At 48.3% G+C, this 19769-nt stretch carries 17 protein-coding genes and 1 pseudogene; 7 read left to right on the top strand and 11 right to left on the bottom strand.

Annotation, left to right across the window (positions count from 1 at the left end):
• The first annotated feature begins 177 nt into the window (after positions 1–177).
• The 3 genes from QUA80_RS26625 (at position 178) to QUA80_RS26615 (ending at position 2741) form a co-directional block, all read left to right on the top strand.
• Positions 178–909 carry a PP2C family serine/threonine-protein phosphatase gene (locus tag QUA80_RS26625; protein WP_333427998.1) on the top strand — a complete coding sequence of 244 codons (732 nt, stop codon included), beginning with the start codon at positions 178–180 and terminating at the stop codon, positions 907–909.
• Between the two features lie 99 nt (positions 910–1008).
• A complete protein-coding gene (locus QUA80_RS26620) occupies positions 1009–2211 on the top strand; it encodes an anhydro-N-acetylmuramic acid kinase (protein ID WP_333427997.1) in 1203 nt (400 codons plus the stop codon).
• 80 nt (positions 2212–2291) lie between these two features.
• Positions 2292–2741, top strand: coding sequence for a hypothetical protein (locus QUA80_RS26615; RefSeq protein WP_333427996.1), 450 nt, complete (start codon positions 2292–2294; stop codon positions 2739–2741).
• A 443-nt stretch (positions 2742–3184) separates the two neighbouring features.
• Here the strand turns inward: QUA80_RS26615 and QUA80_RS26610 are convergent, their stop codons facing one another.
• The 9 genes from QUA80_RS26610 to QUA80_RS26570 all read right to left on the bottom strand — a co-directional run bounded on the left by QUA80_RS26610 (position 3185) and on the right by QUA80_RS26570 (position 12939).
• On the bottom strand, positions 3185–3382 hold the full coding sequence (locus tag QUA80_RS26610) for an NblA/ycf18 family protein (RefSeq protein WP_006635253.1): 198 nt from the start codon (positions 3380–3382) through the stop codon (positions 3185–3187).
• Positions 3383–3820: 438 nt separating this feature from the next.
• Positions 3821–4549 (bottom strand): biopolymer transporter ExbD, encoded by a 729-nt coding sequence (locus QUA80_RS26605; protein WP_333427995.1) that lies wholly within the window; start codon positions 4547–4549, stop codon positions 3821–3823.
• 15 nt (positions 4550–4564) lie between these two features.
• The gene (locus tag QUA80_RS26600) at positions 4565–5350 is read right to left on the bottom strand and encodes a MotA/TolQ/ExbB proton channel family protein (protein ID WP_333427994.1); all 786 of its coding nucleotides are present in this window, start codon (positions 5348–5350) and stop codon (positions 4565–4567) included.
• A gap of 240 nt (positions 5351–5590) precedes the next feature.
• Positions 5591–6841 carry a ribosome small subunit-dependent GTPase A gene (gene rsgA, locus QUA80_RS26595; RefSeq protein WP_333427993.1) on the bottom strand — a complete coding sequence of 417 codons (1251 nt, stop codon included), beginning with the start codon at positions 6839–6841 and terminating at the stop codon, positions 5591–5593.
• Positions 6838–7128 (bottom strand): sulfurtransferase TusA family protein, encoded by a 291-nt coding sequence (locus tag QUA80_RS26590; protein ID WP_333427992.1) that lies wholly within the window; start codon positions 7126–7128, stop codon positions 6838–6840. The genes rsgA and QUA80_RS26590 overlap by 4 nt, the downstream gene beginning before the upstream one ends.
• 291 nt (positions 7129–7419) lie before the next feature.
• A complete protein-coding gene (gene dnaJ, locus QUA80_RS26585) occupies positions 7420–8547 on the bottom strand; it encodes a molecular chaperone DnaJ (RefSeq protein ID WP_333427991.1) in 1128 nt (375 codons plus the stop codon).
• Between the two features lie 132 nt (positions 8548–8679).
• Positions 8680–10767 (bottom strand): molecular chaperone DnaK, encoded by a 2088-nt coding sequence (gene dnaK, locus QUA80_RS26580; protein ID WP_333427990.1) that lies wholly within the window; start codon positions 10765–10767, stop codon positions 8680–8682.
• 291 nt (positions 10768–11058) lie between these two features.
• Positions 11059–11844, bottom strand: a complete 786-nt coding sequence (grpE, locus tag QUA80_RS26575) for a nucleotide exchange factor GrpE (protein ID WP_333427989.1) — start codon at positions 11842–11844, stop codon at positions 11059–11061.
• Between the two features lie 870 nt (positions 11845–12714).
• On the bottom strand, positions 12715–12939 hold the full coding sequence (locus QUA80_RS26570) for a hypothetical protein (RefSeq protein ID WP_333427988.1): 225 nt from the start codon (positions 12937–12939) through the stop codon (positions 12715–12717).
• 195 nt (positions 12940–13134) lie between these two features.
• On the opposite strand from QUA80_RS26570, the gene QUA80_RS26565 reads away from it, so the two are divergent.
• The 4 genes from QUA80_RS26565 to QUA80_RS26550 all read left to right on the top strand — a co-directional run bounded on the left by QUA80_RS26565 (position 13135) and on the right by QUA80_RS26550 (position 18254).
• Positions 13135–15141: a GspE/PulE family protein gene (locus tag QUA80_RS26565; protein WP_333427987.1), complete on the top strand. Its 2007-nt coding sequence runs from the start codon at positions 13135–13137 to the stop codon at positions 15139–15141.
• Positions 15142–15244: 103 nt separating this feature from the next.
• Positions 15245–16342, top strand: coding sequence for a type IV pilus twitching motility protein PilT (locus tag QUA80_RS26560; RefSeq protein WP_333427986.1), 1098 nt, complete (start codon positions 15245–15247; stop codon positions 16340–16342).
• A gap of 94 nt (positions 16343–16436) precedes the next feature.
• Entirely contained in the window at positions 16437–17564 is a 1128-nt protein-coding gene (locus tag QUA80_RS26555; protein WP_333427985.1) for a type II secretion system F family protein, read from the top strand.
• Positions 17565–17639: 75 nt separating this feature from the next.
• Positions 17640–18254 carry a hypothetical protein gene (locus tag QUA80_RS26550; protein WP_333427984.1) on the top strand — a complete coding sequence of 205 codons (615 nt, stop codon included), beginning with the start codon at positions 17640–17642 and terminating at the stop codon, positions 18252–18254.
• A gap of 358 nt (positions 18255–18612) precedes the next feature.
• On the opposite strand, the pseudogene QUA80_RS26545 reads toward QUA80_RS26550, so the two are convergent.
• Positions 18613–18916 (bottom strand): annotated as a pseudogene (locus tag QUA80_RS26545) (saccharopine dehydrogenase-like oxidoreductase); the annotation flags it as partial.
• 492 nt (positions 18917–19408) lie between these two features.
• A complete protein-coding gene (locus tag QUA80_RS26540; RefSeq protein ID WP_445243147.1) occupies positions 19409–19633 on the bottom strand; it encodes a hypothetical protein in 225 nt (74 codons plus the stop codon).
• Positions 19634–19769: the final 136 nt, after the last annotated feature.

The following is a 19769-nucleotide window of genomic DNA, read 5'->3' as shown; positions in this document are numbered from 1 at the left end:
ACGGGATTACAATCATATCGATCTACAATATGAGGTCAAGGTAGTGCAATTTTTCCACAACTGGCGATCTCGCGGGCGACAGAAATTTCAAATCCTGTTCGGGATTTAAGTTTTGGAAAAAAACATCGCACCACTTAAATCAAGCTTTCAAGTTCGATGAGTCCAATCACCCAATCTATGAAACGCTCTTTTGCAGGTAAGACAGACACAGGGCTAGTTCGTTCTGTAAATCAGGATTCGTACTACATAGACTCTGACGGGCGATTTTTCATAGTGGCCGACGGAATGGGAGGACACGCCGGAGGTCAAGAAGCCAGCCGGATTGCGACTCAGGCGATTCAGTCTTATTTGGTCGAACATTGGGAAGGGCCTGAGGATTCTCCGCTGTTGTTGGAAAAGGCTTTTTTAATTGCCAATCAAGCAATTTTGACGGATCAGCTAGACCACCCCGAGCGTGCTGATATGGGTACTACGGCTGTGGTTCTAATGTTTAGGGATGAGGGCCGACCCTGGTGCGCTAATATCGGAGACTCTCGCTTGTACCGCCTGCACGGCTCTCGCTTGGAACAGATTACTGAAGACCAGACTTGGGTGGCTCAGGCTGTCAAAAGAAAGGCTCTAACTCCTGACCAAGCTCGCAGTCATCCTTGGCGTCACGTTTTGTCCCAGTGTTTGGGCCGCGATGATTTGCGGGAGATAGATATTTTGCCGGTGGACGTGCAACCTGGGGATCGCTTGCTGCTGTGCAGCGACGGCTTGACTGAGGAACTGTCCGATCCTTTGATTGCTTCGCCTCTGAAGTCGATTCGCGCCTGCGAGGGCGCTGCAAATGCTTTGATTGAAGCAGCTAAGGATAAAGGGGGACGCGATAATATTACTGTGGTGATCGTGACGATCGACCTCAAATAATATCCGATCGCCCGATCGCACCCGACCATGTAAAATCGAAAAATCAAAAAATCGAAAAATTGAACAATCTAAAATCTAAAATCTAAAATCTAAAATAGAATGACCCGCGTTATCGGTTTGATCAGCGGCACGTCGGTGGATGGCATTGATGCTGCTTTGGTGGATGTCGTCGGTTCCCACACAGACTTGAAAGTGCAATTGGTGGCCGGCAACACTTTCCCTTATCCTGCTAACTTGCGAGCTCAAATTCTCTCGGTTTGCAGCGGCTCACCTTTGTCAATGGCTGAACTAGCCGAATTAGATGATGCCATCGCCCAAGAATTTGCCAAGGCTGCCTTGACAATTCAAGCAGAATATGATAGAGCCGAATTAATCGGCTCTCACGGTCAAACCGTCTACCACCGACCTGCCGGGAAAGCCCTGAAAGACAGCGCCGGTGCGTTAATGGGTTACAGCTTGCAACTCGGGCGGGGCGCGCTAATTGCGAAATTGACAGGCATTACTACTGTGAGTAACTTTCGATCGGCAGACATTGCAGCAGGCGGTCAAGGAGCACCCTTAGTGTCAATAGTTGATGCCTGCCTGCTGGCAGAACCCAACCGCAGCCTCTGCATCCAAAATCTCGGCGGAATTGGCAATGTTACCTATCTTCCGGCCACCGGAAAAGGGGAAAACCAGGACGACTCAGAAATTTTGAGTCTTGGGGATGGCATCTCCGGCTGGGATACAGGCCCGGGGAATTCCCTCTTGGATTTGGCAGTACAGCACTTCTCAGGGGGCACTAAGACGATCGACGAAGGTGGAGCTTGGGCTGCCTCGGGAACTCCCTGTCAAGCTTTAGTCGATGATTGGCTCGCATCAGAGTTCTTCCGCCAAGCACCCCCGAAATCTACGGGACGAGAGTTATTTGGTGTAGACTATTTTGACAGGTGTTTGGTCGAGGCCCAAGGTTACAACCTCAGTCCTGCTGACGTGCTGGCTACTCTGACAGAACTGACTGCGGCCTCGATCGTTCACAGTTACCAAACTTTTTTACCGGCTATGCCCGATCGAGTTTTACTGTGCGGGGGCGGCAGCCACAATCTCTACTTAAAAAGCCGATTGCAATCTCAATTGCACCCAGTGCAAGTGTTGACTACTTCTGAAGCAGGCTTGAATGTAGATTTTAAAGAGGCGATCGCTTTCGCGGTTTTAGCCGCATGGCGGGTTCGGGGCATTCCCGGCAATCTGCCTCAAGTTACTGGTGCCCGAGCACCGGTACTTTTAGGGGAAATTAACTCTTGTTGGCACAGTTGGGCGTGATAGCATAGAGTCTGAGGGACAACGGCTGTGCGTTGTTGCACCAGCATTGTAGCCAGCAGCAAAAGCATAGGAACAGCACTGTGGCTCACACGTTTTTAATGGAATCTGGCCAATGGACGCTCGAAGGAAGCTGGATTGAGCGCAATGGCGTGCCAATTACGGTTAAAGGCAAAACTTTAGTGAGCTGGAACCGAACAGATTGGTTCAGTATGGTGACGAAACTGGTGTTTCCTGGAGGCGATCGCGAAGAGATTATTTTGCAGTACCGAGGACACCTCAACAGCGATGAACGGCAGTATACTTTTGTACTCCAACACAGCGAACTCGGCCGCGTCGAGGGCGAAGGTTGGATTGCTCCCCAGTCGATCGTCCAGCGTTATTGGGTATTGGGAGACGAACGCCAGCGGCGGACGGGTTTTGATACCCTTCACCGCGTTGGTGACAACCGCTACTACCAATCGAGTGGCATCATGTCTGGTCATTACTTGACGAGTACGATGGAGGCCACTCTGGAACGTCAGCCAGAATAACTCTGTCTAGAGTAAACAGTTGCCAGTTCTAGAGATTGTGATGTGAAAACTGAAGGTTTTGCTAGTCGGAGGTCGCGCTCAGATGTCCGACTAGCGCCATTGTTGTCAAACCTGACCCGCTGCAAATAAACACAAATATATTGAATTTGTTAAAAATTTAATTGGTTGAAAAATTAACACTTACTTATTATTAATTAATAATTATCCCATTTTTGAGTAGAGGCGCTATAAATTATTTTTGCACTCTCCGGTGATGCCGATCGACAAAGTGCTGAGCTCGACTCCCCAATTCGAGTGAAATTCACAAAGAAACCGTCCAATTTTCCTCAAGTCTCTATACAGGCCTTTTAGCTTCCGCCTTCGAGTGACGCCCCATCACCCCCAACTCCTTTCCGCCTGAGGGAAGAGAGTAAGAGACGGAGGTCGCCGACTGCGACTCTTTGCTACTCAACACCTGGGTTAGGTTCTAAACCCCAGTGGTGTTTCAGAAAATGGCGGTACATGGTTTCCCGCAGCATCATTTGCTCGTAAAGCTTGACCAAAAACTCCTGAGCTTGTTCGCGGCTCATGTCACTTACCTGTGTTTTGAAGGAACACAGGCTAAATTGCTGTTCCAAAGACAATTCTGCTGGTTGGCTCATGACTTTGACTCCTCTGTAAGTAAAGGTAACTTAAAAGTGAACACCTGGATTAACCTGATTTGTAAGTTGTTTCAGCGATCGACCGTTTGTTTCGGGATGACCGATAGCCCATCTGGCTTTAGTCTATATTACAAAAGGTAACAATCATTTGACAAAATTACCATCTGTCCCAGGAAATAACTTAGTGATAATGATGGCGAAATGCCTGCAAAAGTTCCTTCCGCAGGCATGTACAACTGTATCTAGTTGTGAAGAGAAAAAAGGCTCAGTACGAACCAAAATAATTGAAGCGCTTTATACCAAATGGGGTAGAGCTTCTCTCTGCGAGGAGATGAGGAGAGAAGGAGATTGGAAGATGCGGAGAGGGGGAGAGCGGAAGATGGGGAGAGTGGGAGAATTTTTTTTTCTCTGTTCTCCTCTCTCCCTTCTATTTTGTAACTAATTCGAAGGCCCGGCATTTTGCGGTGGAGTGACCGCTCCGGGTCTTAAATTGGGAGCAGTAGGTGCAGGCGAAACAGGAGGAATGCCCTGATTCGCCCCAGAGTTGCTAGGCTGCCCGGGAGCCGGGAGAGGGGATTGAAACTGATTCGGATTGAACTGCTGCTGCCCGGGAGCCGGGAGAGGAGATGGAAACTGATTTGGATTGAGCTGCTGCTGCCCAGGAGCCAAAGGAGACTGCTGGGGTTGACCGGAATTGCCGATCGCAGGTGCAGCAGGAATGCCAGAATTGGGAAGCGAGGTATTGGGCAATGGAGAAGGAGCCGAACTAGGAAGAGTTGCCAGGGCAACTCTATCGCCGCCGACCTCTCTCAATTTATCTAAAACCTCGACAACTTTGGCATATCTAGCATTTTGAGGAGCGTACAGCACCATCAATCCCGCAGGATTTCTGCTTTGGAAACTCTTTAAAACTCGATCGAGCTGTTGGTAATTAACAGGCAATTGGTCGATATAAGTTTGACCGAAATCGTCAATGCTGACAATCAGCATCTCTCGCATCTGTGTTTGTCCCGTCTTCGCTTTAGGCAAATCGACATTAATTGCTTGCTGGCGAGTCAGTTGCAGAGCCGCCAGCAGAAAAAACGTCAGAATGCAAAATATCACGTCAATTAAAGGCACCAGTTCAATCCGAGCCTCTTCAGCAGGAGTATCTAGATTAATCTTCATCAGATCTGTGGAGTTTTAATTATTAGAAGGTGAATCTTCAGCCGGATCGGAACCTTTCAATTTCGGCTCCCGGTTCCGTTCTCCCGCTTCTTGAGAATTGAGAGAACGCCTGTTCAAACCATCGGAACCAAAGGAAGAATTGCTGTATTCGGCACCGGGCGATCGACCCTTAGCATTAGCAGCAGGCCAGTATTGCCTGTAAAGCAATTCCAGTTCATTTCCAGCTTTGCGAAATATTTTTGTCTGGTTGAACAAAAAAGCTTGAAATATCCGATAAAACGCCAAGGTAAAAATTGCTACTACCATTCCTGAAGCAGTCGTGATCAGCGCTTCGCTAATCCCCAAAGTTACGCCAGTTGTTGCCGCCGTCCCGATGTCGCCCAAACGGATAGAACTGAGCGAGTTAATCAAGCCCAAAACTGTTCCCAGCAAGCCCAGCAAAGGGGCTAGAGCGATCGTCGCTTCTAAGATTTTGTCACCGCGCCGCATCGAAGCCAACTCTTCATCGGCTGCTGCTTCAAGTGCGAGTCGAAACAAATCTGGTTCGGGATTGTAGAGCCGCAGGGGTGCATAAAGAAATCGCCCGATCGGCTGTCGGTTAGCTTGTCTGGCAATCTCGTTAGCCGCCCCCCAATCGCTGCGAGCCGCTTCAAGAATCCGGTTAACTATTTGCTTTTCTTTGCTCAGGAGGCTCGCCCAAAACCACAAGCGCTCGATAATTGTGCTCAAAGATAGAATCGATAACAGCAACAGGGGCCACATGGCGGGGCCGCCTTTTTGAAACAGTTCTTGAATATTCACAATATTTTTGCTCCTGCAGTACCCGCTAACTTTTGCTTCTGTTCTACTTTTTTTAACAAATCTAAGGCCATTTAATTTTAGCTATTAATGTACTCAGGACTTACGCACCCGCGAGTAAAGAAAGCCGATTTTGCGAACGGGTCTTGGGGTGCAACCAAGTATTTTCCTCGAGGAAACCCGGTTTCTGGGTAAGTCTCGGTACTGTTGTCTAGTGCCTGCGGGCGATGGGCGGCGAGTTCCTCACAATTCCTCTAAGTCTTGACACATATCTTGGAGTGATTGGTGTTGAAGGCGGCGGGAAGAGCGGCGATATTTTTTAGTTTGCAGCTTCGGTTCGTATTGCTGCGTACCATCCGACTTGGTTTGCTGTTTCACAGTCGCCTCGGCACTACTAGAGTTTTGCTCTTGTTGCTGGCGGACGATCGCCTCTTCGAGAAAATTCAAGTAATAATCGTAGCGCTCCCAACCGCCCCGCACGACACAGTTAGGCTCGTCTCGGTGCAAACAGTCGCTAAACTGGCAGCTACCCAAAGCCAGCCTCTGGCGAGCTTCTGGGAAATATTCCGCTAACTCTGAGGGATCGCATTCGAGAGCCGGCTGATTAAAGCCCGGAGTATCGGCCAAAAGTCCGCCGCCGGGGAGTTCAAATAGTTCGACGTGGCGAGTCGTGTGGCGTCCGCGGCCGAGTTTGCCAGAAACAGCGTTCACTCGCAGATTCAGGGCCGGGATCAGTTGGTTGATCAAGCTGGACTTGCCAACCCCAGAAGGGCCACATATTACCGTTATTTTCCCTTGCAAGTGCTGCAGAAGGAAGTTCGGCAACGGGCTACGTACGGGATTTAACGGAGCTAACCGATCGACCGAATTTGCCAGTATGGGATTATTCTCAAAAGTCACGCTAGCTCCCTCTATTTTCTCCTTTAAGTCATTGTAAGCTGGTTCTTGGGCATAAACTTCATTTTTACTTTCTTCGGTGGCTTTCTGAACTACTGCGCCGCTGCGGACGCTCATAAACATCGGTTCGTAGCCCCAGCCTGAAAGCCGATCGCGCCACTGTTCCAACTCCTGGGGCGTGACCAAATCGCATTTGTTCAGGCACAAACTCACCTCTAAACCTGTAGATTCGGCCTTGACTAAAAACCGAGTTAATGATGCGGGATCTAAGTCTGGTTCAGCGAGGGCAAAAACAAGGAGAATGCGATCGGCATTAGCTACAGGCGGGCGGTTGAGTTCTGTTTGGCGGGGGAAGACTTCAGAAATTGCACCCCGGCGGTCAGTCCAGTCCGGTTCGTCTACCACCACGCGATCGCCCACCATCACCTGTTGACCAATTTTTTTGAGTCGAGTGCGGCGAGTGCACAGGAGAGTCGGAGAATCTGCGAGGGGGGCATTTTTCCCGTCAATGGAGACAGCGGGATCTAACCTCACTTGGTAGAAGTTAGCCTGAACAGCAATTACAGTACCGACGATCGAGGACGAATTCAGGCTCATCCTGCTTCCTTGTGTTCGGGGCGCTGCACTTTCATCGCAAAAAATCCAGAATCCGGCTCATCTGCTACAAATTGCGTTTCCAGAATCTGGTACCCTTCCATTTTGAGACTATCAGGTACTTGTTCGATCGGCTCCCCAGCGTCGAGCCACACTTCCAAAACAGCACCCGGTGCCATTTGCTCCAAGCGCAGTTTAGTGCGGACAAAATTCAGAGGACACGGAGTACCCCGCAGATCGATTTTTGCATCTGGGGATTTAGGATTTTCAATGTTCGATGTTGAATTCATAATGCTGTTTGCAATCTCCAATCCTGAAATGCTTAGTTTTTTAAACAAGTTGCCTGGAAACTGGAGCATCTAAAATTTTGTGTCCAATTGGACACAGATTATTATTCTTTCTCAAAAAAGTGAGCGCAATTGCGCTCACCTTTTTGAGCGCTGCTGAAACCGAATGCCTAGGAAGCGTCCCACCTGAGATTTTTGTGAGCAATTGCACACAATTTTTTGACAGATACTAAAACAAATAACCGGGGAAGCCTCAAACAGGAAAATTTGACACCAATTGGTGTCAAAAATTGCTTATTTCTGAAACAAATTACCCAGAAACCCTTCCAAGCCGCCTTTACCAGTACGATCGCCCTTCAGCTTAGCAAGCTGCATCAGCAATTCCCGTTCCTCAGCCGTCACCTTAGTCGGAATGTCAATAGACACCGTAATCAAATGATCGCCGCGACTGACTGGATTTCCCAACCGAGGCACCCCTTTTTTCTCCAAAGTCAGAACAGTATTCGCCTGAGTTCCGCTAGGAATCACCAATTCCGTCGGCCCGTCTACGGTTTCGACTTCCAACCGGCACCCCAAAATTGCTTGCAAATAACTAATCTTAACTTCCGAGCTAACGTTAGTGCCGTCGCGCTTAAATAGCGGGTCTTCATTCACCGCCAAGAACACGTAAAGATCCCCGGGCGGCCCGCCCAGTTTGCCGGCATCCCCTTCATTGGAAACGCGCAAGCGAGTACCGTTGTCAACCCCAGCCGGAATTGTGATTTTCAGCTTTTTCATCACTTCTTTTTGGCCTCGGCCGCCGCAAGTTTCGCACTTCTCCTCAATCACTTGCCCGGTGCCGTTGCAAGTGGGGCAAACTGAAACTTGAGTAAAGCTGCCGAAAGGAGTGCGGGTAGCGCGTCGGACTTGACCGCTGCCGCTGCAAGTCGAGCAGGTTTGCGGTCGGGTTCCCGGTTTCGCACCAGTACCGGTGCAAGTTTCGCAGGTTTCTAGATGCTTGATGCGGAGTTCTTTTTCCCCACCAAACACTGCTTCCCGAAAATCCAGGCGCAAATCGAGGCGCAAATCGTCTCCGCGCACCGGCCCGCTGCGCCTGCGACCTTGTTGTTGGCCGCCGACCCCTCCCTGAAAGCCCTGAAAGAAGCTTTCAAAAATATCGGCAAAGCTGTCACCAAAGTCTTGGAACCCAGGTGCGCCTGCACCGCTGACGCCTGCTTCGCCGAACCGGTCGAAACGGGCGCGGGTTTCGGGTTCTGATAGTACCTCGTAGGCGCGGTTAATTTCTTTAAACCGCTCCTCGGCACCGGGTTCTTTGTTGACATCTGGATGGTACTTGCGAGCTAGACGGCGGTAAGCACGCTTAATTTCTTCTTTGTCTGCGCTGCGAGAAACGCCTAATATTTCATAGTAATCACCGGCCATAGAGCTGCTTGCCTGGAGGTAAATAACAAAAAGTGTACGAAAAAGAAACGGGCGACCTTTCCTGAAATTACAGATTAAAAATCAAAAATTCTCATTGTTAATTTTTAACTTTTAATTTTTTGCTTTTCAGTTTTAAAGGAAAGGATTCATATCATCAACTTCTGGTTCGGGAACCTTCTGTTTTTGTTTTGACTGTGGATTTGACTGTGGATTTGGCTGTCGTTTTGACTGTCGCTCCGGCTTTGGTTCCGGCTTTGGTTCCGGCTTTGGTTCCGGCGGTGCTTGGGGCGCCACCAGCAGCTCTTCTGTCAGCAAAGTGCTGTCGTCGGCTTTAACCTCTTCTGGTTCGGATTCTACTTTTGACATCATCTCCCTTTCCACAACAGCTCCTGACGGGGCTACCCCGCTGCGGGCATGGTCGTAGACTGCTGTCCCGAGCGAGTATAGCAGTTGCTTGAAAGATTCGATTGCGGGCGTGAGTTCCTCGATTGTGATGTCGGGGTTAGTCATCGCTGCCCGCAAGGCTACTGCTGCTGTTTCGGCTTCGACCTTGAGGTCGTCGCTGAGCATTTGTGCGTTGGTTTTTAAAGTTACACCACAATTATAGACGAGGGAGTCAGCTTGATTTTTGAGTTCGACGAGTAGAGCGCGCTTGATGTCTTCTTCGGCGTAAAGTTCGGCTTCTTGTCGCATCCGCTCGACTTCGGTTTCGCTCAATCCCCCTGTATTGGAAATTTGGATGCTTTGTTCTTTTCCGGTTCCCTTGTCTTCAGCGGCAACTTTGAGAATCCCGTTGGCATCGATTTCAAAGGTAACTTCGATTTGAGGTACGCCGCGGGGGGCTGGGGGAATGCCTTTGAGCAGGAATTTGCCGAGACTTTTATTGTCTTTAACCAATGCCCGCTCGCCTTGGAGTACGTGAATTTCTACCGAGGTTTGCCCGTCTGCCGCCGTGCTGTACATTTGCGATCGGCTGGTGGGAATAGTTGTATTGCGCTCGATTACTTTGGTGAACACCCCGCCCAAGGTTTCGAGTCCCAGGGAGAGCGGCGTCACGTCGAGCAGCAGCAAGTCTTTGACTTCACCGCCCAAAACCCCGGCTTGAATTGCCGCGCCTACGGCTACAGCTTCGTCGGGATTGACCGATTTATCCGGAGAAACGCCCCCAAAATACTTGCTAATTGCCTTTTGAACTGCCGGAATCCGGGTTGAGCCTCCCACTAAAATAATCCTGTCTATGTCTTTGGGGGTCAAACTTGCGTCTTTGAGGGCTTGAGTCACCGGATCGATCGTCGCTTGCACCAAATGAGCCACCAGTTTTTCAAACTGAGCTTTGGAGAGTTCCATTTCCAAATGCTTGGGCCCTTTGTCGTCAGAGGAGATGAAGGGCAAATTGATTGAGGTGGATTCCCGGTTGGAGAGTTCGATTTTCGCTTTTTCGGCAGCTTCTCGGAGGCGCTGCAAGGCCATTTTGTCTTGTGAGAGGTCACTGCCTTCTTGAGTCCGGAAAGCTTCTACCAGCCACTGGACGATGCAGTCGTCAAAGTCATCTCCTCCGAGATGGTTGTTGCCGGAGGTGGCGTTGACTTCAAAAATTCCGTCTCCCAGTTGCAGGATCGAAACGTCGAAAGTACCGCCGCCCAGGTCAAAGACCAAGATTTTCTGTTCTATATTTTGCTTGTCGAGCCCGTAGGAAAGTGCTGCAGCCGTCGGTTCGTTGACGATCCGCAGGACTTCTAGACCCGCGATCGTACCGGCGTCTTTGGTTGCTTGCCGCTGGGCGTCTGTGAAGTAGGCTGGCACTGTAATCACGGCTTGGGTAACAGTTTGTCCCAAATAAGCTTCAGCATCTTGCTTGAGCTTTTGGAGTACCATTGCCGAGATTTCCTGGGGAGTGTGAACCTTGTTCCGAATTTGGACGTTAACGGTATCGTCTTTGCCTTTGATGCAGGTATAGGGAGTCCGGGCTCGTTCTTCTTCCGTGTCGTCCCACCGCCGTCCGATAAATCGTTTGATGCTGTAGACAGTATTTACAGCATTAGTTACAGCTTGCCGCTTGGCTAGTTGACCTACTAAGCGATCGCCCGCCTTGCCAAATCCTACTATACTCGGAGTTGTGCGCCCGCCTTCGGAATTGGCGATCACGACGGGTTTACCGCCCTCTAGCACAGCTACGCAACTGTTAGTCGTGCCTAAGTCAATTCCAATAATTTTTCCCATAGCGCCTCATAAAACTTTGTGGGATGTTTGGAAATCTCCAACTACAAGTTGGGGGATGAAAAAGGACTCAGCTTGTCAAAACAAGCATCTCCAGACCGGATTTTTAGGAAATAAACTTGATGTCAATCAGGCAATATCAAAGACGGGTAAAAACATTTTTCAGATTTTTTTGAGCAAGCGCCGACCTGCTTTTAGTCATGAATTAAGAATTTGGTTAATCTGTCGCCTTGGGGCCCCCGAAGAGAATTCGGGGGTCAGTGACTTTGAGGAATGCAGTAGCTTGTATCCCGATTAACTTTCCGAACTATCGGGATTTTCATCTGAGGCTACCACAGATAGCCCAGCCGCTGCAACTTTCACTTTAGCGTGCCGCAAGACGCGATCGCCCAGAATGTAGCCGCGTTCTAGTTCTTGGATAATCGTTCCTTCCTCGTGTTCCTCAGTTGGCTCGCTGAGTAGAGCTTCGTGGAGGTTGGGGTCAAACTGTTCGCCTTCGGGGCGCATCGGAGAAACCCCGATTTGCTTGAGGCTATCTACCATTTGCTTGTAAACGCTTTGGTAGCTTTTGTGAATGTTCATTTCGCCGTCGGTTTGCGGCTTGATGTGCGATCGAGCGCGCTCGAAATTGTCAATTACCGGCAACAGGGGTTTGATCGTGAGACACCTTGCCTGTAAATCTAGCTCTTCTTTTTCCTTTTGCGTGCGCCTGCGGAAGTTCTCAAAATCTGCTGCTAGGCGGAGATTTTGATTTTTGAGTTCTTCTAGTTGAGCGGACGCGGCTTGCAACTGAGTTTTTAAAGCCTCTTTTTCATCGTTTGCCTGGGCCAGTTCCTTCTTCCAAGGCTCCGCCGCGTCTGCAGTCGGACTGTTGGTGGAACTGCCGGTGATGGTATCCCCGGATGCGTTTGCTGGCGGGCGATCGGCCTGAGCACTTTGATAAGCTCGAGCAAGTTCGAGCTCCCAATCGGCTGCTTCGTTTGCTGGTGCCGGCGGATTTTCGCTTGCCATTGGCGAACCCTCTGGGGTTTCCCCTGTTGAGTTAGGATCTCGATCTTGCTGTTTTTCCTCGTCAATCATAAAAGCTGCGCGACAGAACCCTATCAATTCTAGCAGATACCTTTAACCCGGTAAATCTAGATAACTATAATTTCTTGTGTATGGCATCATCTGATTCATAGGAAATCTCGCCCAATATGGAGGCATCTCTCAAAGCTTCCAATATTTTATTGAAAGGGTCGTTTCTTTTTCTCTTGATAGTATGACCGCATTTTTGGCTAACAGAAAGTTTGTTGCTTTCTATTTTTGGATTAAACCCCTCGCATTTTGCTCAATTTTTAAAATTCTATTTTGCTGTTACGTTTACTAGAATAATTGCCGACTATGAGCCTTGATGATTCAAATTTTGCTGCCAATACTAGCGATTCATTAGTCTGTATTTGCGGCTGTTTTATTTGCAAGCATATGCTCGTATTTTACCGTTGGTTGCATTCGCAAATTCGCCATAAATATGAATTTGTATTTAGTGACTGAGTGGCGAGCTATCTGCGGTTTTATCACTCACATAAGACGCTGTGAATTTTGAGGCAAATTGGGGCGGAAGTTTTTATAATTAGATACCGAAGTCTCTTGAAACATCGAATTTAGGCCAGTTAAATGACAGAAATCACCTGATTTCGGGGAGGTGCTGCTCTGTAGATACGATTGATATCTAATTTGCCTGTTTCCAAGATTTTTGAACCGTCAAGCTTACGTGACCGAGGTTCGGACACCAAGGTACAATCAAAGTAATTTTTGGTGGCAAAAAAGTAGAGCTGCTCAAAATTTGGGCCGGGGACTCATGCAGCCGACGATCGATCGCTGACCGGTCGCAGATAATTAATCAAAATATATTTCAAAAGGGCGATCGAGGCTTTCGTAAAAGCTATCATCACAGAACACAGCTAATCTTTAATTTAGTACAGCTAAGCGCGCCTCTACGGGCGCTGTAATTTGACCGAACAATTTGGGAATATAAAATGAGAGTGGGAAGGCGACACACCCCGCCCCGCTTTTCTCTCCCGGTACGGGCAATCCCCAAGTGATGTGCCTTGAGGCTATAACGAGAGTATCCCGCAAGTTAATCAGGTAAGCAAGCAACTTAGCACTCAACGAACAAAATGTGATTGCAAGCATCGGCAAATCTCTCCAACGTCTCGTCAATTTGTGGACGAAGCTTAGAGGGGACTGCGAGCTTACACTTGACAGATAGGGATTGAGCAAAAAAATGATAGCCGATCCACAAGCAAACAATACGGGGGTTAAAACCCCGCGTTGGTTTTCCTCTCAGCACTCTTTGTGACTGAGTTTTCCACCTATTGAGTGTTTTTTATGACTAGCACATCCCCGCCTCGCTCCACATCCATAGTTTCTTTGAGCCAATTTACTCCGGCTATCACCAAGATGATTCAGTCGGGTTACGTCAACAGCGAGCAAGTGAAGCAAGCTCAAATTGAAAGCCAGAAGTCCGGCAAGCGGTTGACTGAGGTATTAGAAGCACTTACCGGGCAGCCGTTGCCTCCAGAGTTGCTGCGACTTTACAAGAAGCAGCAGATGTTTGAACGGAAGATAGTATACGGCGTTGAAGCATTTGACCCGGAGATGAGCGAATTGTCTAACGAGCAACTCGGAGTGATGCTAGACGGGTTGAAGATTTCGATCGACATTTGTCACCAAGGTCGGTTTTTACCTGTAGCGAGGACTGAAACTGAGCCTCCGGCGATTATGGTGGCAATGGTAGATCCCGACAACCTCAACGCTATAGAAGATTTACGGCGGATTTTACAGCCTCACGGTTTAGCTTTGCAGCGACGGGTGATTACGCCAGACGACTATCAGGACATAACTTCGGCCTATCAAGACGACCAAGTTAAGGTAGCAGCCAAAATAGCAGCAGCCGAAAAGCAGAGAAAGCTAGAGCTAGGGGAGGGAGATTTTGGCGAGCTCTCGCTAGAAGAGGAGACTGCCGACCAAGAAGACCTAGCTAACACATTGGACGATGCTGAGGCCGCTCCGGTAATTAAGGCCGTCAATATCATTTTGGCTAAAGCTTTGTCGGAAAAGGTCTCTGACATCCACGTAGAACCTCAAGAAGAGTTCATGCGGATTCGGATGCGGAAAGACGGGGTGCTGCAAGAGTATTTCCGGTTTCCCAAGCAGGTAGTCGCATCGATTACCGCTCGTTTCAAGATTATTGCCAACCTGGATATTGCCGAACGCCGACAAGCTCAAGACGGCCGTATCCGCCGGGTGTTTGAGGGACGCACGGTGGATTTTCGGGTGAACAGCTTGCCTTCGCGGTACGGCGAAAAAATCGTGCTGCGGATTTTGGACAGTTCTAGCACTCAGTTGGGTTTGGGTTTGTTAATCTCCGACCAGGAAACTCTGGCTTTAGTCCGAGAGACCGCTAGTCGGCCGTTCGGACTGATTTTGGTGACGGGGCCGACTGGTTCGGGCAAGTCAACTTCTCTGTACTCGATTCTGGCGGAACGGAACGATCCGGGGATTAATATCAGTACGGCGGAAGACCCGATCGAATATGCTTTGCCGGGAATTACCCAATGTCAAGTAATTCGGGAAAAAGACTTGACTTTTTCCAACATTCTGCGGGCGTTTTTGCGGCAAGACCCTGACGTGCTGCTGGTCGGGGAAACGCGGGACAAAGAAACGGCAAAAACGGCTCTGGAAGCTGCTTTGACGGGACACTTGGTGCTGACGACGCTGCACACGAACGATGCGGCCGGGGCGATCGCCCGTTTAGACGAAATGGGCGTAGAACCCTTCATGGTTTCGGCCGCTCTGTTAGGGGTGTTGGCTCAGCGCCTGATGCGGCGCGTTTGTGACAAATGCTGCATTCCTTACCAGCCTACCGCTGAAGAACTTGGCCGGTACGGTCTGTCGGCTTCTCAAGAAATCGATCTGACTGTCAACAGGGCTAACGTTGTCCCGGTGGAGGAAAGGAAACAGCTAGCAGAACGCGAGCAACTTTGTACCAAGTGCGGCGGCCTAGGCTACAAAGGACGGGTAGGGGTTTACGAGTTCCTGAAAAATACTGAGCGGCTTCAAACTCTGATCACTCAAGGAGCTCCTACAGAGCAAATTAAGGAAGCAGCAGTAGAAGAAGGGATGAAAACGCTGTTGGCTTACAGCTTGCAGTTAGTGCGGGAAGGCGCGACTACCTTTGAAGAAGTCGAGCGGGTGACGTTTACAGACTCGGGATTGGAAGCTGAACTGAAAGCCAAACGCAAGCAGGGACTTACCTGCAAAACTTGTCGGGCGGAATTGAAGCCGGAGATGCTGGATTGTCCGTACTGCTTGACGCCGCGCTTTTTGGATTGATTCAGCAGTTAACTGTTGACTGTTAAATGTTGAGTATTAACTGTTGACTGTTAACTGAGCTAGATTGGTCAATAACTATCAACTCGATCGAGGAGAGATATCTATGGGTCTGATGATTGAAGACGTACTGGAGTCCCTGGTAGAACAAGGGGGTTCGGACATACACATCCAAGCAGGCGCACCTATCTTCTTCCGCGTCCACGGGAAATTAACTCCTCAGTCACAATACGGCGACATTCTGTCTGCTGAGGAGGTGCAGATCCTGATTTTCCAAATGCTCAACAATATGCAGCGCAAGCAGTTGGAAATGGATTGGGAACTCGACTGCGCTTACGGCGTTCGGGGATTGGCTCGGTTCCGCGTCAATGTCTACCGGGAGCGGGGTGCTTGGGCTGCTTGTATGCGGGCTCTGGCTTCTAAGATTCCTAATGCAGATGCTTTAGGCGTGCCGCAGGTTTTGCGGGATATGACGGAAAGACCCAGGGGTATGCTGTTGGTGACAGGACAAACGGGTTCTGGGAAAACTACTACGATGGCTGCTTTGTTGGATCTGATCAACCGGACGCGGGCGGAACACATTCTCACAGTTGAAGACCCGATCGAATATGTGTTTCCTAATATCAAGAGTTTGTTTCACCAGCGCCAAAAGGGCGAAGATACTAAAAGCTTTGCTAATGCGCTGAGAGCGGCTTTGCGCGAAGACCCTGATGTGATTCTGGTGGGGGAAATGCGCGACTTGGAAACGATCGGTCTGGCAATTTCGGCTGCGGAAACGGGTCACATGGTGATGGGAACTTTGCACACTAATTCTGCGGGTGCAACGATCGATCGGATTTTGGACGTGTTCCCGCCAATTCAACAACCCCAGGTTCGCGCCCAGGTGTCTAACTCTTTGGTGGGAATTTGCAGCCAAAATTTGGTCGTGAAAGTTGGGGGCGGCCGCTGCTGCGCTATGGAAATCATGGTGAATACTCCAGCTATGGCTAACTTGATCCGGGAGGGCAAAACTCCAATGATTTACTCCCAAATCCAAATGGGGGCGAAATTGGGCATGAGGACGATGGAAATGGCCCTCGCTGAACTTTACAAGAGCGGTAAAATCACTTGGGAAGCGGCAATGAGCAAGGCTTCTAAGGCTGACGAACTCGAACGCTTGATCGGCCCGGCACCTGTTGCTGGCGCCAAGGTAGGAGCTCATTAATTCAGTCAGCAGTCATTAGTCTGGACTCCGTAGAAAGAACTCATGACTGATGACTGATGAGTCATAACTTTTAATAAATTTTCAGAGGTGAGCTGTGGCTACCAACGTTATCCGCGAAAAACCGAAAGGTGGCTTTGATTTCAGTAAGATTCAGGAGCAAATCGAGTATAACCTTACCAGTCTTACTGTTAAGGATATGGCTATTTTTGCTCGTCAGTTTGCGGCTATGTTTAATGCAGGGGTGGCGATCGTTAGATGCCTTTCCGTGCTGCACGAGCAGTGTTCTAATGCTAAGTTGAAGCGAGCCCTCAGAAGCATGAATGCTGACGTGCAGGAGGGGATAAACTTGGCAGAGGCGATGGCTAAGTTTCCTGATGTTTTTGACCAACTGTTTATCAGTATGGTGGCGGCGGGAGAAGTCGGCGGGGTGCTAGATGAAACCCTAGACCGTCTGGCGGTGATGATGGAAAAAAATCACAAGACGGAGGCTGAAATTAATTCGGCTATGTCTTATCCGAAGACTGTGTTCTTTATCGCAATCGTGATTTTTTTCGCAATGACCATATTCTTGCTACCAACTTTCGCTAAGATTTTTAAGGATATTGGTGCAGATTTGCCGGCTTTTACGGTGTTTATGTTGTCAATTAGTGCATTTTGTACGGCTTGGCCTCCGATTCAACAGGTGACAGTTATTGGGGTGATTATAGCGCTCAAAATAGCATTTGATATGTACTACAAAACTCCCGTAGGTCGCCTGCAAATTGATAGGATTGCCATGAAGTTGCCGGTTTTTGGAGATTTGATCGAAAAATCGGCTGTGGCTCGGTTTTGCGTGATATTTGGGTCGCTGACGCGATCGGGCGTGCCGATTCTCAATTCTTTGGAAATTGTGCGAGATGTGGCGGGGAATCAGGCGATATCTAATGCGATCGAATATGCGAGACAGGAAATTCAAAGCGGCGGCATGATCAGTATTGCTTTGCAAGAACAAGCTGTTTTTCCGTCTTTGGCCATTCAAATGATGGCAATTGGCGAGGAGACAGGGGAACTTGACAAGATGCTGATGAAAGTTGGCGCTTTCTACGAAACGGAAGTTGAAGAAGCAGTAAAAGGACTTACCAGTATGCTAGAACCTCTGATGATTGTTGTCGTCGGTGGTATCGTAGGTTCGATTTTGCTGTCGATGTATCTGCCGATGTTCGCAGTGTTCCAGAAGCTGTAAAAAATAGTCAGCAGTCAGTTGGCACTTGGCAGTTGTCAGTTGACTGTTGACTAATTACCTATTACTTAATTTAAAATGTCTGTTAAACAATCACATTACGAGGCCTTACTAGCAGAGTACAGCGAATCTTCTGCGGCGATCGCCCTGCTGAAAAAATATCGGGTTTACATGGAAATGATTCCGAGTATCCGCCGCGCCCATGATAGTTTAATCACAATTCCTTTGCCAATTGCGCGCTTGCGGGACGGGGTTTCTTATGCGGGAAGAGGCGGCACTAGCATATCGCCCGGACAGGCAGTTTGTTTGCCCTGCGATTTGGCGATTTTGATGTGCGATCCTGAATGGAAAGTTAAAATTGGAGTGGAAATTTTGATTTTCATTCATCGTCCGGGCGAAGAGTTTTCTGAGTTGCTAGGCCGCTGGCGGCAGTCTCAGGTTTGGCTGGATAAAGGTTACGAATGGGTGATGCCGCACCGCTACAGACATATTTACAGCGATGAAGCTGAGGCTGTTCATCCCCTATTTGTTTTGTTTGACGAAACGCCGGAACTGATTCAACGGGGTTTGATGGCGGCTGGTTTGCCGTTTGTGGTGGAAAGTTTCGAGTCGGGGAGTGAGGAAGTTGAGGAGGAAGAGTTTCTGGGTAGCGTGGAACAGGGAAGTATTGGTAAAGAGAGTTTTGATTTGTAGGGTTGGGTGCGCCTATAGCCATTCTATTGCTTGATGTAAAGTAGATTTTTTTCAACGAACCGCAGAGGGCGCAGAGGGCGCAGAGAAAGAGAAAACAGAGAAATATTGATGTTTGCGAATCCTGAATCGGGTTGTTATATGCAGATATTCAAAGATATTTTGGGTGGGAAAGGAATGTTTATGCTCCACAGGTAGATCGCATTTCAAACAATCAAATTAATCGATCGCTTTGTTATTTGTGACCCGCCCAAAAACGGATACAAGCGCCCGATGTCCTGGAGAAATGAAAATTTTAGACGAAAGTTCAAGGCCCCAGATTCATAGAGTAAATCTCAAATCTCAAATCTCAAATCTCAAATCGAATGACCCCTCTAGCTGGGTTGCAAACGTTGGCTTTTATGCTGGTTGCGTCGCCTAATGTAAAGGTGTGAGTTGAGATTTTGCCCTCGAATGAATGTGCGATCGCTAATTTGGACGTTGGTGCTTAGCAGTTTTTTGGAATTGCGGGTATGGACGACGCCGCCGAGTGTGACTCGATCGCGATCGCAAATCCCCGCCAATTCCAACATGATATCATCGCCGTGTTCCATATTTTCTAGCTTCAATAAACCGCCGGTGCTATCTAACAGTGCTTCCACTTCTGCATCAGTCATCGCTTGGGCTTTTGGTGGGTCATTCACGGGGCTTTCTTGAGTTGGGAAAAATTTTTTATCGGTCAAGAGGGGACCATTGGTGACAAGTTAAGACTTAATTGCATTTGTCAATCAGTAATTTTACTCAAAAAAACTGCTTTTTTAGGAGTGGAAAATTCATGATTTAAGAGGGAGTAGGTATAAATATCACCCTCGGCACGATCGCACGATCGCCCAAATCTCTGTTTTGGGCCCAAAATCCGAGTAAATGTTGAGCATAATTGCTGATTGACAAATGCTTTCTTAGCTTAACTTGTTACCAATGAGAGGGGACTAGCGAGAAATATATTTAGATTCTGTTTAGTTTTAATTGCGATGGTCTTCAAGGAGATTAGTTACACTGGCTGATATTGGTTGACTTGAGCGACATATCTGCAAGATATTCTCAACAGACGATAGTCGGTACTTTTACTTATATAGCAATCCTAAATGAATTGTGAAAAGGCATCAAATCTTTTCAAGTTAGGAAAATTGATGCATATTATATTTAGCAAACAATTGAAATAAAAGATTAACAATATTAAAATTCTTGCCGAAACGATAAAACCTCCTGAGCAAACTTTTTAATTGAAACCAAATTGCTTCAACTGGATTTTCTTCGGGTGCATAAGGGGCAAAAAGTTCACAAGTAATTTTCCATTCCGATTTGGCTAGTCCTTCATTTTGTTTTGCTAAAAAATTCTGCATATTCTCTCCGGTATGATGTCTGACTCCATCCCAAAATATTAACAATCTTTTTCCGACATTTTTTTTTGTAAATTTTCGACAAATTTGACAGTATTTTCTCCATTTCCTGTTGAATATTTTTCGAGAATTAAATCTG

Source organism: Microcoleus sp. F4-D5 (genome assembly GCF_036704885.1).
In the GTDB taxonomy this organism is placed as follows: Bacteria; Cyanobacteriota; Cyanobacteriia; order Cyanobacteriales; family Microcoleaceae; genus Microcoleus.
The sequence above is the reverse complement of the archived record's forward strand: the minus strand, read 5'-3'. Positions and strand labels throughout refer to the sequence as shown.